The 15,278-nt window shown below is 73.5% G+C and carries 11 protein-coding genes; 6 read left to right on the top strand and 5 right to left on the bottom strand.

The genetic code is table 11. The features are described from left to right. The first annotated feature begins 15 nt into the window (after nucleotides 1-15). The 5 genes from cydD (at nucleotide 16) to CS0771_RS09350 (ending at nucleotide 8,456) form a co-directional block, all read left to right on the top strand. Nucleotides 16-1,674 (top strand): thiol reductant ABC exporter subunit CydD, encoded by a 1,659-nt coding sequence (gene cydD, locus CS0771_RS09370; RefSeq protein ID WP_212840635.1) that lies wholly within the window; start codon nucleotides 16-18, stop codon nucleotides 1,672-1,674. A 130-nt stretch (nucleotides 1,675-1,804) separates the two neighbouring features. Next, nucleotides 1,805-3,547: a thiol reductant ABC exporter subunit CydC gene (gene cydC, locus CS0771_RS09365; RefSeq protein WP_212840634.1), complete on the top strand. Its 1,743-nt coding sequence runs from the start codon at nucleotides 1,805-1,807 to the stop codon at nucleotides 3,545-3,547. A gap of 71 nt (nucleotides 3,548-3,618) precedes the next feature. Beyond that, entirely contained in the window at nucleotides 3,619-4,443 is an 825-nt protein-coding gene (locus CS0771_RS09360; protein ID WP_212840633.1) for a DNA primase, read from the top strand. Between the two features lie 58 nt (nucleotides 4,444-4,501). Further along, nucleotides 4,502-7,123, top strand: coding sequence for a transposase (locus tag CS0771_RS09355; RefSeq protein WP_212840632.1), 2,622 nt, complete (start codon nucleotides 4,502-4,504; stop codon nucleotides 7,121-7,123). A 181-nt stretch (nucleotides 7,124-7,304) separates the two neighbouring features. Then, on the top strand, nucleotides 7,305-8,456 hold the full coding sequence (locus CS0771_RS09350) for an ABC transporter substrate-binding protein (RefSeq protein ID WP_212840631.1): 1,152 nt from the start codon (nucleotides 7,305-7,307) through the stop codon (nucleotides 8,454-8,456). Nucleotides 8,457-8,628: 172 nt separating this feature from the next. Here CS0771_RS09350 and CS0771_RS09345 read toward each other — a convergent pair whose 3' ends face one another. The 4 genes from CS0771_RS09345 to CS0771_RS09330 are packed head-to-tail and all read right to left on the bottom strand — an operon-like array spanning nucleotide 8,629 to nucleotide 13,315. Beyond that, complete coding sequence (locus tag CS0771_RS09345; protein WP_212840630.1) at nucleotides 8,629-9,222, bottom strand: ATP/GTP-binding protein; 594 nt, start codon at nucleotides 9,220-9,222, stop codon at nucleotides 8,629-8,631. A 1-nt stretch (nucleotide 9,223) separates the two neighbouring features. Continuing rightward, a complete protein-coding gene (locus CS0771_RS09340; protein WP_203743188.1) occupies nucleotides 9,224-9,601 on the bottom strand; it encodes a DUF742 domain-containing protein in 378 nt (125 codons plus the stop codon). Between the two features lie 58 nt (nucleotides 9,602-9,659). Further along, complete coding sequence (locus tag CS0771_RS09335) at nucleotides 9,660-10,064, bottom strand: roadblock/LC7 domain-containing protein (RefSeq protein ID WP_203743190.1); 405 nt, start codon at nucleotides 10,062-10,064, stop codon at nucleotides 9,660-9,662. After that, on the bottom strand, nucleotides 10,061-13,315 hold the full coding sequence (locus CS0771_RS09330) for a nitrate- and nitrite sensing domain-containing protein (protein ID WP_244870701.1): 3,255 nt from the start codon (nucleotides 13,313-13,315) through the stop codon (nucleotides 10,061-10,063). The genes CS0771_RS09335 and CS0771_RS09330 overlap by 4 nt, the downstream gene beginning before the upstream one ends. A 251-nt stretch (nucleotides 13,316-13,566) precedes the next feature. Between CS0771_RS09330 and CS0771_RS09325 the strand changes: the two genes are divergently transcribed. Next, complete coding sequence (locus CS0771_RS09325) at nucleotides 13,567-14,235, top strand: uridine kinase (RefSeq protein WP_371821376.1); 669 nt, start codon at nucleotides 13,567-13,569, stop codon at nucleotides 14,233-14,235. Here the strand turns inward: CS0771_RS09325 and CS0771_RS09320 are convergent. Continuing rightward, complete coding sequence (locus CS0771_RS09320) at nucleotides 14,207-15,274, bottom strand: adenosine deaminase (protein ID WP_244870700.1); 1,068 nt, start codon at nucleotides 15,272-15,274, stop codon at nucleotides 14,207-14,209. The two genes, CS0771_RS09325 and CS0771_RS09320, sit on opposite strands and share 29 nt — an antisense overlap. Between the last annotated feature and the right edge of the window lie 4 nt (nucleotides 15,275-15,278).

Raw genomic sequence — 15,278 nt, 5'->3', positions numbered from 1 at the left:
ACGTCATCGGGCACGATGGAGGTCGTGGCGCGTCCGTTCGATCCCCGTCTGCTCCGGCAGGTCCCGTCCACCCGCCGGGACGTGGTCCTGCTCGGGTTGCTCGGGTCGGCCGTCGCGATCGCCGTGGTCACCGCGGCGGTCGCGCTCGCCCGTGCGCTGTCCGCCGCGGTCGAGCTGCGGCTGGACGCGCCGGCGGTGACCCTGTTCCTGGCCGCGCTGGCCGCCCGTGCCGCGCTGACCAGCGGGCTCGGGATCGTGGCGGCGCGGATGGCGGCCACGGCCAAGGCCGGGTTGCGGGCCGACCTGCTGGCCGCCGTGGGGCGGCGCGGGCCGGGCTGGCTGGCCGGGCAGCGGGCGGGCGAGCTGGCCACGCTCACCGGGCGCGGACTCGACGCGCTGGACGGCTACTTCACCGGCTACCTGCCGCAGTTGGTGCTCGGCGTGACCGTGCCGGTCGGCGTGCTGGCCGCGCTGGCCTTCGCCGACCTCACCTCGGCGGTGATCGTGCTGGTCACCCTGCCGCTCATCCCGATCTTCGGCATCCTGGTCGGCTGGCAGACCCGCACCGCCACCGAACGGCAGTGGCACCGGCTGCAGCTGCTCGGCGGCCACTTCCTGGACATGGTGACCGGCCTGCCCACGCTGAAGGCGTTCGGGCGGGCCCGCGCCCAGGTGGCGGCGGTCCGCGAGATGGCCGACCGGCACCGCGTCGCCACCATGCGCACGCTGCGCATCGCGTTCCTGTCCGCGCTGGTGCTGGAGCTGGTCGGCACCATCTCGGTCGCGCTGGTCGCGGTGCCGGTGGGCCTGCGCCTGCTGGGCGGCGGGATGACGCTGGCGGCCGCGTTCACGGTGCTGCTGCTGACCCCGGAGGCGTACGCCCCGCTGCGCGCCGCGGGCACGAAGTTCCACGCCAGCATGGAGGGCCTGACCGCGCTGGACCAGGCGTTCACCCTGCTGGAGGCGGCACAGGGCGCTCCCGTCGGCGGCGCCCGCACCGCGCCCCGCGAGTGCGAGATCGAGCTGTGCGGGGTGACCGTGACCTACGACCGCACCACCGCGCTGCGCGACGCCGACCTGGTCATCCGGCCGGGCGAGCGCGTCGCGCTGGTCGGCCCCAGCGGCGGCGGCAAGAGCACCCTGCTGAACCTGCTGCTCGGCTTCACCGTGCCGGACGCCGGGCGCGTGCTGGTGGACGGCACCGACCTGGCCGCGCTGGACCTCGACGCCTGGCGCCGCCGGCTGGGCTGGGTGCCGCAGCGGGCGCACCTGTTCGCCGACACGGTCGCCGCGAACATCGCCCTCGGCGATCCCGACGCGTCCCGTGAGCGGATCGAGCGGGCCGCCCGCGCGGCGGCGTTCGGGCCGGTGCTCGACGCGCTCCCGCAGGGCCTGGACACCGTGCTGGGCGAGCGCGGGCACGGCCTGTCCAGCGGCGAGCGCCAGCGGCTCGCGCTGGCCCGCGCGTTCCTGCGCGACGCGCCCCTGCTGCTGCTCGACGAGCCGACCGCGCGGCTGGACGCCGCCAGCGAGCAGGCCGTCGTCGACGCCACCCTCACCCTGGTGCAGGGCCGCACCGCCCTGCTCGTCGCCCACCGCCCCGCCCTGCTCGCCGCCGCGACCCGCGTCATCCGCATCGAGCACGGCACCCTCCACGAGCTGGTGACCGCATGACCCGCCCCGGCCCTCCCGCCCACGCCCACGTCCGGGGTGCAGTTTCGGGGAAACTGCAGCTTTCGGAGCGTCGTTTCCCGCACTTTCCCCGAAACTGCGGGGTGTCCGCCGCGAGCGGCGAGGTAGCGGTATGAGGGGGCGGGCAGGGTCGGTGGGGCGGGTGCTCGCGTTCGCGTACCCGTTGCGGTGGCGGTTCGTGGGGGCGGCGGTGCTGGCCGCGGGGACCGAGGCGGCGGGGCTGGGGCTGATGGCCGCGGCGACGTGGCTGCTGGCCACCGCGGCGGGACAGCCGCCGCTGATCGCCCTGTCGGTGGCGATCGTGCTGGTACGGGCGCTGGCCATCGGGCGCGGCGTGCTGCGCTACGTCGAGCGGCTGGCGAGCCACGACGCGGTGCTGCGCATGGTGTCCGACGTGCGCGCCCGCATCTTCGCCGCGCTGGTCGACCGGCCCCCGGCCCGGCGCGGCGACGCGCTCAGCCGCATGGTGTCGGACGTGGACGCGGTGCAGGACCTGCTGATCCGGGTGCTGCTGCCGATGGCGGCGGCCGGGACGGTCGCGCTCGCCGCCGTGGTGACCGCGTTCGCCGCAGACCCGCTGGTCGCGCTGGTGCTGCTGGCGGGGCTGGCGGCGACCGGCTTGGCGCTGCCCCTGCTCGCGGCCCGGCTGGCCCGGCACGGCGCGGCCCGGCTCGCGCCGCTGCGCGCGGCGTACGCCGTGGACACCGTCGATCTGGTGCACGGCGCGGCGGACCTGGCCGCGTTCGGGGCCCGCCCGGAGTACGAGGCACGGGGCGCGGCGCACGCCGCCGAGCTGGCCCGGGTGGAACGCTCGCTGGCCCGGCGCTCGTTCGCGGTGGACGCCGCCGCGACGGTGCTGGGCGGCCTCACCGCGATGGCCGTGCTCGCCACGGCGCTGCACCGTGGCCTGCCCGGGGTGTGGCTGGCCGTGCTCGCCGTCGCCACCCTGGCCGCCGGGGAGATCGCGCAGTCGCTGCTGGCCGCCGCTCGCAAGGGCACCGAGATCCGCGGCAGCCTCGACCGCGTCGCGGAGCTGCTCGACCACACCGCACCGAGCACCGCCGACCAGCCCGAGATCGCGGAGGCTGCCTCGCGCGGGCTGCCCGTGCCTGAGGGACCGGTGCATCTGCGGCTGCGCGGGGCCGGGGTCCGTTACCGGCCGGACGGCCCACCCGCGCTGCACGGGGTCGACCTGGACCTGCCGCCCGGGAGGCGGCTCGCGATCGTCGGCCCGTCCGGCGCGGGCAAGAGCACCCTGCTCGCGCTGCTCACCGGGGCGATCACGCCCGACATGGGCAGCGCCGAGGTGCTGCCCGCGGCGGCGCCCGGGCAGCGCCGGGAGACCGGGACGGTCGAGGGGCCGGCCGCGATCGGCGACCACGACCGCGAGCGCTGGCCCGCCGCGGTCACCGGCCTGCTGGCCGACGCCCACCTGTTCCACGCCTCGGTGCGCGACAACCTGCTGCTGGCCCGCCCGGAGGCGAGCGACGCCGAACTGGTCGCCGCGTGCCGGACAGCAGGGCTGGGCGACTGGGTGGACGAGCACGGGCTGGACGTGCGCGTCGGCGAGGACGGCGCCGCCCTCTCCGGCGGGCAGCGGCAGCGGCTCGCGCTGGCCCGCGCGGTGCTGGCCGATCCCCAGCTGCTGCTGCTCGACGAGCCGACTGAGGGCCTGGACCCGGCGCAGGCCGACGCGGTGCTCGCGGCCGTGCTCGAGCACCGCGGCGACCGCGCGACGGTGCTGGTGACCCACCGGCTCACCGGTCTCGACGCGTTCGACGAGGTCCTGGTGCTGGACGGCGGCGGCGTGAAGGAGCGGGGAACGCAAGGCTGGGTGCGGGCGCACGGCGGCTGACCCGAACCACTAGGGTGTGCGGAGAGTCACCGACCCGGCAGAGGTCGGCAGCCTTTTGGCGGAGGTCAGCTGTGGCAAGCACGCTCTGGGACGATTACCAGGTCACGCCGGTCGAGGTAGCCCTGCCCGGTGGCAAGGTCGGGCTGACGCTGCGGGCCTACCGCCCAGCCGGCGAGCTGACCCCGACGGACGTCTCCGAGCGCGAGGACGACGACGACGTCTTCGCCGCCAAGGACTCGCGCCGCCCCATCCCCGGGTTGGCCGACGACGAGGACATGCCGGAGTTCGTCTGGACCAAGGAGGCCCTGGACGAGGTCGCCGCCGGCCCGGCCGAGGACGAGGTCGCCGAGCGCGCCGTCGAGGCCGAGGAAGCCGAGGAGGAGGAAGAGGCCGAGGCCGCCGCCTCCGACGAGGAGGTCCCGGCCTTCCTGTCGCACAAGGGCAGGCTGCTGCTGTTCGCGAGCGCGAAGGGCCTGGCCGACTTCGTCCGCTCCAACGCCCCGCACGACCTCAAGCAGCTTGAAGGCTGGTCGAAGTTCGCGAAGTCGGTCAAGGCCGACGACGTGGTCGCCGGCGAGGACGACGCGTACGAACTGGACCTGGTCGTGGAGAACCTGCGCGGCGGCCCGGACGCGTGGGACCCCGACCTGTTGCTGCGCGCCGGTGAGTTCGCCCGTGATGTGAGCTACGCTCTTCGCCTTAAGCCGGTCATGGTGGCGCTCTCCCCGGGTTCCCCCCTCGACGACCTGGACGAGGCGCTGCGCGCTTCGGCCGACGGTGGTCTCGGCGGCTTCTTCGCCAAGAGGAAGCTGCGCAAAATCGGGGCAGAGCAGGCATCCATCGGCTGGCGCTCGATTATCGGCAAGATCTCTGGCGCTGTGGACTGGCGCGACTGACCCTCACCGGGCAACATCAGTCTTTGGCACACGAGGAGTCCGGGAGGAGGACGAGTCCGTGGCGCTCGTGCGGGTGTACTGCGGTATGACGTCGACGGCTCCGGCAGTCGAGGTGGGAGACACGCTGACGGCGGCCGTGAACCGGCTGACCGTCGCCGTGGTCGACGACTCCGGCCGGCTGCTGGAGTTCTGCGTCATCAACGACGACCCCGCGGGATACGCGCTGGTGACGTCGCTGCTGGCGGAGCGGTTCGGCGGGTCGACGATGGTCACGGTGGCCGCGGACAGCGATGACCACCAGGTCATCTCGCTGCTCGCCGCCGGCGGCCGCGCGATCGCGTACACCGACGACGAGACCGCCGACGACTTCGCCGACCGGTTCGCCGACGACGAGTCCATGGACGAGGTCGACTCCACCCCCGACGAGCGCCGGGCCGTGGGCCTGGCCCGCGCCCTGCAGGCCGGCGCCCTCTCCGCCGTGGTCGGCCCCGCCCCGCGCGAGTTCGTGGCGTTCAAGCCGGTGCTGGCCGCGCACGCGGCGCTGGCCGTCGGCCGGCAGGCCGCCGCGGTCGCCCTGCGCGAGGTGCTGCGCGAGCTCTACCCCGCCGCGCTGCGCGCTTACCCCGATCCCGCCGCGCCGGTGGCGCTGGCCGTGCTGGAGGCGCTGCCCGAGCCGGGCATGCTGGCCGGCCAGGCCGGCTCCCGCGGCCGGGACACCGGCGCGACCGCCGAGGCCGTCGCGGCCCGGCTGGTGGCCGACGGCATCTGCGACAGCGCCACCGCCCTGGAGGCGGTCACCGCGCTGCGGGTCGCGATCGCCGAGACGCCCCGCCGCAACGGCATCGGCAAGCAGCTGACCGCCGCGGTGGCCGACTCGGTCCGCTACAGCGTGGCCGCGGTGCGCTCGGTGGACGCCGCCAGCGGCGCCCTGATCGACACCCTGGCCGAACGCACGGCCCCGCTGCCCGCGGCGGCCCCCGCCCCGGCCCAGGCCGCCACCCGCCGCACCGGGGTGGCCGTGACCTCCGCGCCGCCCGCCGCCCCGGCCGCGACCGGCGGCCGCCGCCGCCAGCCGACCCCGGTGAGCGCCGCCCCGGCCCAGCCGCGCCCGGTGCACACCCCGCCGGTCGCCCCCGAGCCGGTCGTCGCCGCGCCCACCGCGCCGCCGCCGGTCGAGCGTCCCGCGTGGGCGCCCTCCATGCCGCCCGTGCCGCCCGGCTTCGAGCCGACCCCCATCACGGGTACCCCGCTGGTCGCCGGCCCCGCAGCGGCGCAACCGGCGGCTCCCGCGCCCACCCGGCAGCTGCCCACCCCGATCCCGCCGCGGCAGGCGCCGATCCCCGCACAGCGCAGCACGCGCTCGCCGGTGGACGACAACCAGCCGTTCGTGCCGAAGCTGACCAACGCGGCCATCAACAGCGAGCGCGCCGCCCGCGGGTTCAACCCGGCCCCGGCCGCGCCCGAGCAGCCATACGAGGCGGACGAGCCCGCGAACCGCGGCTACCAGGACGAGCCGGTCAGCCGTGGTTTCCGCGACGAGCCCGCCGGCCGCGGCTACCAGGACGAGCCCGTGGGCCGTGGTTTCCAGGACGAGTCCGCACCTCGCGGTTACCAGTCGGCCGCGGATCTCGCCAGCGAGATGGCAGAGCGCGCGGCGCGCGGTTTCCAGTCGGCGCCCGCTCCCCGTGACGAGGCTCCCGTCCGCTCGCAGCGCGGCGGCTACCAGCAGCCCGCACAGCGGGACGAGCCCGCCGAGCGCGCGCCGCGCGGCGGCCACCCGCAGCAGCCCGCCGCCGACCTGACGAGCGAGCTGGGGCAGCGGGCGCGCCGGTTCCAGCGCGAGGACAGCCAGCACGAGCTCGACGAGCGGATGCCCCGCGGGTACAACCCGCCGTCCGCGACCGACGTGCCGACCGACATCACTCGGATGCCGTCCCGCCGCGACGAGGACCCGCTGAGCATGGCCCCGCCCGGGTCCCGGGCCAACTGGCCGCTGAACCCGGAGCCGGAGGAGCCGGCCCGCGGCGGCGACCAGCGCGTCACCCCGCCGTGGCTCGACGACGACCTGGTGCTGCCGGACTCCCCCGGCCTGCGCCTGGTCGACGAGCCGGACGGGCGCCGCGGCGGCCGTGGCGGACGCGGCGGTGAGCCGCCGCTGCGGCTGGTCGACGACAGCGCGCTGACCGGCGCCCGGCCCAAGCCGCGCCGCACCGAGCGGGCGTCCTCCCCGGCGGAGGGCGAGGACGACGACCTGCTGATCTTCGCCTCGGTCTCGTCCGCGTGGTTCAGCGGCCCCGGCACCGACGAGGACGAGGTCACCTGGAACTCGACCATGGACAGCGGCTGGCGCGCCGCCGAGCAGGCCTCCCGCCCCTCGGTCGGCAACGACACCACGGCCGGCCTGCCGCGCCGGGTGCCCCAGGCCAACCTGGTGCCCGGCTCGACGCCGGAGCGCGAGGAGCGGCCGCTGCGCATCGTCCGCGACGCCGCCGGCATCGCCGCGCACACCAGCAACTACTTCCGTGGCTGGCGGCGCGGCAACCAGGAGATCGGCGGCAGCGGCTTCTCCGTCGGCGGGCGGCCGGGCCGCGAGTCGGCCAACGGCTGGGACTTCAGCCGGGAGCACGACACGCGCGACGACCGGGACGACTACAACTACCGGGCGGCCAACTACCGCTGACCTGCGGTTGAAGTGTGTTACTGGCCATAGTCCCCGAGCTTGACCCCCGCCTCGGCGGGCCAGCACGATACGTGTGCGGCAGTGGCTCACGCCACTGCCCATGCACCCCTGCACCACGGAAAGGCACGTCATGAACAGCGCCACAGGTGGACTTACCCGACGCAACGCTCTCACCGGCGGGTTGGGTCTGATCGCCGGAGCGCTGCTGGCGGCCTGCTCCGAGCCGGACGCCACGGAGGCGGGCGCGACCAGCGAGATCGTGCTCGGGGCCAGCCTGGAGCTGACCGGCGTCGGCTCCACCCTCGGCAAGCTGCAGGAGCAGGCGCTGAAGGTCGGCGCCGAGGAGATCAACTCGATCGGCGTGCCGTTCGGCGAGGGCCGCCTCTACATCCGCGTGGTCGTCAAGGACAACGGCGGCAACCCCGCCACCGCGGCGCAGCAGGCCAAGGACCTCATCGAGCAGGACAAGGTCAGCGCGCTGATCGGCGGCGTGACCGTGGAGACCGCTCGCACGATGATCGCGGTCGCCGAGGAGCGCAAGGTCCCGCTGCTCTGCCTCAACAGCGGCGACGACATGGTCGTGCCCCTGCCGCAGCGCAAGTTCGTCTACCAGCTCGGCCCCAACGCCTCCGACGTCGCCGCGCTCATGGGCCGTGAGCTGCGCAAGCTCGGCCTGCAGAAGGTCGCGGTGCTGGCGTCGGCGGACGGGCACGGCGACGCCGGCGTCCGGGCGCTGCCCCGCGCGCTGCTCACCGTCGGCCGGGAGCTGGTCACCACGGTGCGCCTGCCGAAGACCGGCCGTGCCTTCGGCGACGTCGCACGCAGCATCGTCGAGGCCGAGCCCGACGCGGTCATCGTGTGGGCGCAGGCACCGCTGAGCGCCGCCGCGGTCGCCGCGGTGCGCGCCGCCGGTTTCACCGGCAGGTTCATCCTCGACCCCGGCGCGGGCGCCGACGAGACCCTCAGCGGGCCCAACGGCAAGGCGATGGAGGGCGCCTACATCGTGCACCCCGTCGTGCTCGCCGGGGCGCCCACGATGGCCACCACACCCTCCGGACGCGCCGCCCGCGCGTTCGTGTACCGCTACATCCAGCAGTACGGCTCGTTCAGCGGTTTCGCGCCGTACGCGGCCGACGCGCTGACGCTGCTGGCGACCGCCGCCCGGCGTGCGGTGAGCACGGACCCGCAGCGGCTGCGGGGCCGGCTGGAGGGCGGCCCGATCGAGGGCATCGCCGGCGCGTACGCGTTCCAGCCCATCTCCCACGGCGGCCTGGAGCCGGACGCCCTCATCCCCTTCATCGTCCGCCAGGGCGCCTGGGTCCGCCTCAGCTGACCTGCCCCGACGTCGAACAGTCGCGGCTCCCGGTGCTCCCGGGGGCCGCTTCTTCGTGCCAGAGCTGCCGATGATCGCCGTGGGGGTCAGGGTAGACCCCGGGCGGTGGTGGGGAGATACACGGCAGGCCCGCTGTCCGGCGAGGACGGCGGGCCTTTCCGTGTCTAGGTTGTCAGGCGGAGACGCCGGTGCGGGTACGCCGCATCGAGAGCACGTACTCCACCAGGGAGATCAGCACCTGCTTGGTCGACTCGCGGTTACGCGCGTCGCAGCTCACCACCGGCACGTCGGACGAGATCGCGAGCGCGTCCCGCACGTCCTGCGCGTTGTGGAACTGCTGACCGTCGAAGCAGTTGATCGCGATCAGGTAGGGCAGCTTGCGGTGTTCGAAGAAGTCGATCGCCGCGAAGCAGTCCGCGAGCCGGCGCGTGTCCACCATGACGACCGCGCCGATGGCGCCCCGCACCAGCTCGTCCCACATGAACCAGAACCGGGTCTGGCCGGGGGTGCCGAACAGATACAGGATCAGGTCACGATCGATGGAGATACGGCCGAAGTCCATGGCCACCGTGGTGGTGGTCTTGTTGGGAATCTGGCGCGTGTCATCCACACCGACACCGGCCGAAGTCATAATCGCTTCAGTGGTCAGCGGCGTGATCTCCGAAACGGAACCTACCAGCGTCGTCTTGCCGACGCCGAAGCCGCCGGCGATGACAATCTTCGCCGATGTCACACGCCCGCCGGGTGCACCCGGACGGTGTGACATGTCAGAGCCTCCGAAGTCCACTGAGTACCCTCTCCAGCAGTTCAGTGCCTACCGCGTCGTTGCTTTCAAACGACGTCGGCTCGTATACCGCGACCAGGCCGTCTGCCGCCATGTCCGCGATGAGGACACGGGCGACACCGAGCGGCAGCCGCATCCGTGCCGCGATCTCAGCGAGCGACTGCACTTTGCCGTCGCACAGGGACGCGATGTGTTGATGTTCCCGCCCGTGGCCGCCGCGGTTCGTGGCATTGGCGGAGCGGCCGCGTACGGTCGTCTCCACCAGTGCCTCTATCGCGATCTCCAATCGCGGCCGGGTGCGGCCACGGGTAACGGCGTACGGCCGTACCAACGCGCCGGTCGGTTCATCTCTGTCGGGCATCGTCGCCGTTCACCCCCTTCCCCAGTGCCGTCCCCGGACCATCCGGGACGGTTGTGCCTCAGCCCAGCACGCCTGCGGCGCTGCGCGGAGCCGGCGTGAGCGCGTCGCCCACCCGGTCGACCAGCAGTGCCATCTCGTACCCGACCTGGCCCACGTCGCAGCTTCGCGACGCGAGCACCGCGAACGAGGAACCATCCGAGATGGACATCAGGAAAAGGAACCCGTTGTCCATCTCTACGACAGTCTGCAACACCGCCCCGCCCTCGAAACAGCGGGCGGCGCCTTGCGTAAGGCTCACCAGACCGGACGCGATGGCGGCCAGCTGGTCGGCCCGGTCCCGGGGAAGATCCCGGGAGGACGCGAGCAGTAGGCCGTCCGCGGACACGGCGACCGCGTGGGCGACGCCCGGCACCCGGTCGGCGAAGTTGGCCAACAGCCAACCAAGATCCTGCGTAGTGGTCATGCCTCCTGCTCCTTGCCAGACTGGCTTCCGGCCTCGGGGGAGCCCGGAATCACATCATCGTCCTTGTGCTGAGTGCGGCCGCGCTGCACGCCGCGGTGGTACGCGGAGAGCAGACCCCGCACGCCCTCGGGCGTACGGCGCTGCACCGTGGTGGTGCCCTTCTCGACGCCGCCGGGGACCAGCTGCGCCATCGGGGTCCGCCGGGGCAGACCCGCGGCGGTGGACTCCGACGCGGCCGGGGCGCTGTTGGCCGCGGCGACGGCGCTGGCCGCAGCCCAGCCGTCGTCGGCAGCCGTCTGCCAGCTGGGCCGGTACGGCGCGGGCACCTCGTACCCGACGGGCGTACGACCCGTCTGCGTGCTCCCCATGTCCACGTCCCTGCCCGACGGGTCGGTCGCCCCCGCCGTTGTGCCGACCTTCGGTCCACCGTTGCTCCCGGGGACGTTGCGGTCCACGGCGGGGAACTGTGCGGTGATCGTAGTGTCTTGGGGGACGTTCGCGGGAGGGGCAGTTTTCTCGTCCTGACCAGCCGCATCGACAGCCGTGCGCCGCGTGGAGAACCACGCCGACTCCAGCTCACGGAAGATCGGCAGCTCCATGGTCTCGTCGGCGACCGGGTAGCGCGTGTCCACGACCGGGTACTCGGCCGGGATGCGCGGCATCTCGGCGGTCATGTCCGGCGCGGCGACCGGCACGTCCCGGGTGACCGGCGGCCACACGGGCGGCGCGGCCGACGCGGGCACGTCCACCGGCGCCGCCGAGACGGGCGCGGCGGAGACGGGCACCGCCGACACCGGCACGGCCGAGATCGGCATGCCAGGGCTGGCGTACGGGCTGCTGGTGGGCGCCTGCGGCGGGTTGGCGGGCGCGGGCACGGTCGGCGTGGCCCAGCTCTGCTGGTTCCACGACGGCGTGGCGCGCTCCTCCGGCGGGGACGACGGCTGCCGCGGGATCTGCGGGCCGCCGAAGCCGTCCGGACGCTCGATCTCACCGTCGACCGGGACGCGCCGCTGCGGCAGCTGCTCGCCGCTGCGCCGGCCCGCCTCGGTGCCGTTGACCCCGGTCAGGTCCGACCAGGCGGGCATCCCGGCCCGCGAGGGCGGGGTGTTGACCGGCAGTTCGGGCGCGGGCGGGGCGGGCGGGGCGTCGAAGAGACGGCCGCCGCTGCTGCCGCTGCCGCCGTTGACCGGGCGGCCGCCGAGACCGGCACCGGAGCCGGACTCCAGCGCCAGCGGGGCGAAGGAGGACGAGCGCTGCGGGGGCGCCGCCGGGGCCTGCTGCTGCCGGACGCCGGCGACGGCGGTCGCGGGCAGCTCCCGGGACTGGGGCGCGGCACCGCCGCGGCCACCGGCCAGGGCCCGCGGCACCAGGACCGCGGTGGGCAGGGTGACGTCGGCGATGATGCCCCGGTCGGCCGAGAGCCGCAGCTCCACCTTCACGCCGTGGCGTGCGGCGAGCCGCGCGACCACGACCAGGCCCATCATCCGGGAGACCGCCACGTCCACCTGAGGCGGGCTGGCCAGCTTCTCGTTGATCTCGGCGAGCATGTCCGGCGAGATGCCGATGCCGTGGTCCTCGACGTAGAGCACCGACCGGTCGCCCACCCGGCGGGCCTCGACCATGACGGTCGAGTCCGGCGGCGAGAACGCCGTGGCGTTGTCGAAGAGCTCGGCGATGAGGTGCACGAGGTCGTTGACCGCGTGCGCGGCGACCTCGATGTCGCGGTCGATGACCCCGAACTCGATACGGGTGTAGTGCTCGACCTCGGACTGGGCGGCGCGGAGCACGTCCAGCAGGGCGGCCGGCTCGCGCTGCACACGGGTCGAGTCGGCACCGGCGAGCACCAGGAGGTTCTCATCGTTACGCCGCATTCGGGTGGCGAGGTGGTCCAGCTGGAAGAGCTCGGCCAGCCGGTCCGGGTCCTCCTCGCCGCGCTCCAGCCGGTCCAGGTGACCGATGAGCCGGTCGACCAGGATCTGGGAGCGGCGGGCCAGGTTGACGAACATCGTCGCGACGGAGGACCGCAGGGCGGCCTGCTCGGCGGCGGTGCGCACGGCCTCCAGGTGGACCGCGTTGAACGCCTCGGTCACCTGGCCGAACTCGTCCTTGCTGCGCACCGGCAGCGGCTCGGCGATCTGGTTGGCCACCTGCACCGGCGACAGCTGCGAGGACAGCGCCGGATCGCGCAGCCGGGCGACCGCCTGGGGCAGGCCGTACTGGGCGATGCTGAGCGCGCCGTGGCGCAGCTCGCGCAGCGACCGGGCCATCGAGCGGGCCACGAGCCAGGCGAAGAGGATCGCCAGCAGCAGCATGCCGAGCAGCAGACCGGTCTGCACGAGCACCTGCTGGGTGACCTCGTCACGCAGGTCGCTCGCGGTGGTCTCGACCTGCGAGTCGAGCTGCTGCTCGACCTTGCGCAGCAGGGCGCCGTGGTCGCGGACCGCCTGGTCCCACTCGCCGATCGTGAAGTTGAGCGTGCCGAGCGAGTCGCTGGTGAGCGCCTCGAGCTCGCCCTGGAACTTCACCGACTTGCGGAGCACCGGGCCGGTGACCTGGCTCTTGTAGAGGTCGACGTCGGCGGGGCTGGCCACCGACTCGAAGGCCTGCTGCGCCTGCTGCTGACCGGTCAGGGTGGCGATGAAGTCACGGCGCAGACCGGCGTTCAGCTCGTTGAGCATGTACGCCCGGTGCACGATGACGCGCTCCTCGGACAGGTACTTCTTCGACGTCGCGATGGCGCTGGCCGCGCGCAGGCCGTCACCGAGGTCGCCACTACCGGCGATCTGGGCGGCGCGGTCGCGGATCTGCAGCAGGTTGTCGATCAGCACCTGGTAGCGGATGGCCGCGTCGGACTGCCGGATCTTCTTGTCCTTCACCTGCTCGCGCACGGACGGCAGGCTGGCGAGGCTGGTGTCGATCTGCTCCAGCAGGTCGCGCAGGCTGTCGTCGGCGTCGACCAGCGCGCCGCGCTGCTGCGAGTACGGCCGCTTCGCCTCGTCCACCAGCTTGCCGGCCACCTCGTAGGAGGCGGGCGGGGTGTTCGGGGCACCGAGCAGCATCACCGCCGCGGCCCGCTCGTTCTGCAGGTCGTCGACGAGTGCGCCGGACTCCTTGACGAGTACGGAAAGAATTCGCGTGCGATCGGCGCTCGTGGCCGTATCGAGGTTGTCCAACAGACCGTTGGTACCAACGACGATCGTGGCCAGGGTCGGGACGATCATGATCAGGCCCAGCTTGGACCAGATGGGCATGTCCCGTAGCCGGCTAACCGGCCGCCGGAGACGCGAAAGGACCGCGTTGTTCTGCGTTCCTGGCCGCTTGCTCACGTCACCGCCCTCCTGTCGGTACCACCATCGAATCCCGCCGCAGCGGATGGCGCGGGGGTCGCGCCGGGCACCGTACACAGTCCGTCCCGGCGAGCTTAGGGGCGGACCCCCGAGATTCCATCACGCCCGGTGAAAAGAGGAAAGCCCAGGCTGCCTGGAATCCGACACCGGATGGGATGCTCATGCAGGCCAACCACACAGTTCAGCCCGCAGTTTCCTTGGAGTCACGCAAGGTGAGCGTCCAGAATGCCCGAGTTGTTCTACTTGCCGGTCCTTCCGGATCCGGCAAATCGTACGTTGCAGGACAGACCGGGCTGCCGGTTTTGTGCCTCGACGATTTTTACAAGGAAGGGACCGATCTGACACTCCCCCGAGTGAACGAGATGGTCGACTGGGAGTCCCCTCTTTCCTGGGATTTCGACGCAGCTATGACTGCCGTCACACAGCTCGCCGAGACGGGCCGGACTTCGGTCCCCGTGTACGACATCAGCCTCAGCGCCCGGATCGGCGAGCGGATGTTCGACCTGGCCGGAGCCCCGCTGTTCTTCGCCGAGGGCATCTTCGCCGCCGAGCTCGTCGAGGCGTGCGGCAAGGCGGGCGTGCTGGCCGACGCGCTCGCGCTGCGCCGGCCGCGCACGGTCACCTTCGCCCGGCGCCTGGTGCGCGACCTGGCCGAGCAGCGCAAGCCGCCCATGGTCCTGGTGCGCCGCGGCCTGCGGCTGTGGCGGGAGGACCCGCTGGTGCTGGGCCGGCAGAGCGAACTCGGCTGCCGGCCCACCTCCGCCGCCGCGCTGCAGCGCCGGACCCGCACGCTGCTCAGAGCAGCTTCGCGTAAGCCGGTTTGATCACTTCGTTGATGATCGAGAGCCGCTCGTCGAACGGGATGAACGCGCTCTTCATCGCGTTGATCGTGAACCACTGCAGCTCCGCCCAGCCCCAGCCGAACGCCTCCACCAGCAGCGCCATCTCCCGAGACATCGAGGTGCCGCTCATCAGCCGGTTGTCGGTGTTCACCGTCACCCGGAAGCGCAGGTCGCGCAGCAGCCCGATCGGGTGCTCGGCGATGGAGGCGGCCGCGCCGGTCTGCACGTTCGACGAGGGGCACAGCTCCAGCGGGATGCGCTTGTCCCGGACGTAGCCGGCCAGGCGGCCCAGGGCGCCGGTGCCCGGCTCGATGTCGTCCACGATGCGCACGCCGTGGCCGAGCCGGTCGGCGCCGCACCACTGGATCGCCTGCCAGATGGAGGGCAGCCCGAACGCCTCGCCCGCGTGGATGGTGAAGTGGAAGTTCTCCCGCTGGAGGTACTCGAACGCGTCCAGGTGCCGGGTGGGCGGATAGCCCGCCTCGGCGCCCGCGATGTCGAAGCCGACCACGCCCGCGTCGCGGTACGCCACGGACAGCTCGGCGATCTCCATCGAGCGGGCGGCGTGGCGCATCGCGGTGAGCAGCGTGCCGACCCGGATCGGGGTGCCCGCCTCGGCGGCCAGCGCGCTGCCCTCGGCGAACCCGGCGAGCACCGCCTCCACCACCTCGGGCAGGGTCAGCCCGGCCGTCAGGTGCTGCTCGGGCGCGTAGCGGACCTCGGCGTACACCACGCCGTCGGCGGCCAGGTCCAGCGCGCACTCGCGGGCCACCCGGCGCAGCGCGGGCGCGGTCTGCATCACCGCCACCGTGTGCGCGAACGTCTCCAGGTATCGCTCCAGCGATCCGCTGTCGGCCGCGGAGACGAACCACTGGCCCAGCTCGGCCGGATCGGTGGCGGGCAGCCGGTGCCCGATCTCGGCGGCCAGCTCGACGATGGTGGCCGGACGCAGGCCCCCGTCGAGGTGGTCGTGCAGCAGCGCCTTCGGCGCCTTCACGATCTCGTCATAGGTCGGAGTCACATGC

It is taken from the genome of Catellatospora sp. IY07-71 (assembly GCF_018326265.1).
Lineage (GTDB): Bacteria > Actinomycetota > Actinomycetes > Mycobacteriales > Micromonosporaceae > Catellatospora.
The sequence above is the reverse complement of the archived record's forward strand: the minus strand, read 5'-3'. Positions and strand labels throughout refer to the sequence as shown.

Excerpts from the sequence above, each read along its gene's own strand:
- cydD (WP_212840635.1), top strand. The coding sequence starts at position 16 with ATGGAGGTCGTGGCGCGTCCGTTCGATCCCCGTCTGCTCCGGCAGGTC.
- cydC (WP_212840634.1), top strand. The coding sequence starts at position 1,805 with ATGAGGGGGCGGGCAGGGTCGGTGGGGCGGGTGCTCGCGTTCGCGTAC.
- CS0771_RS09325 (WP_371821376.1), top strand. The coding sequence starts at position 13,567 with ATGCTCATGCAGGCCAACCACACAGTTCAGCCCGCAGTTTCCTTGGAG.
- CS0771_RS09345 (WP_212840630.1), bottom strand. The coding sequence starts at position 9,222 with ATGTCACACCGTCCGGGTGCACCCGGCGGGCGTGTGACATCGGCGAAG.
- CS0771_RS09340 (WP_203743188.1), bottom strand. The coding sequence starts at position 9,601 with ATGCCCGACAGAGATGAACCGACCGGCGCGTTGGTACGGCCGTACGCC.
- CS0771_RS09330 (WP_244870701.1), bottom strand. The coding sequence starts at position 13,315 with ATGCCCATCTGGTCCAAGCTGGGCCTGATCATGATCGTCCCGACCCTG.
- CS0771_RS09335 (WP_203743190.1), bottom strand. The coding sequence starts at position 10,064 with ATGACCACTACGCAGGATCTTGGTTGGCTGTTGGCCAACTTCGCCGAC.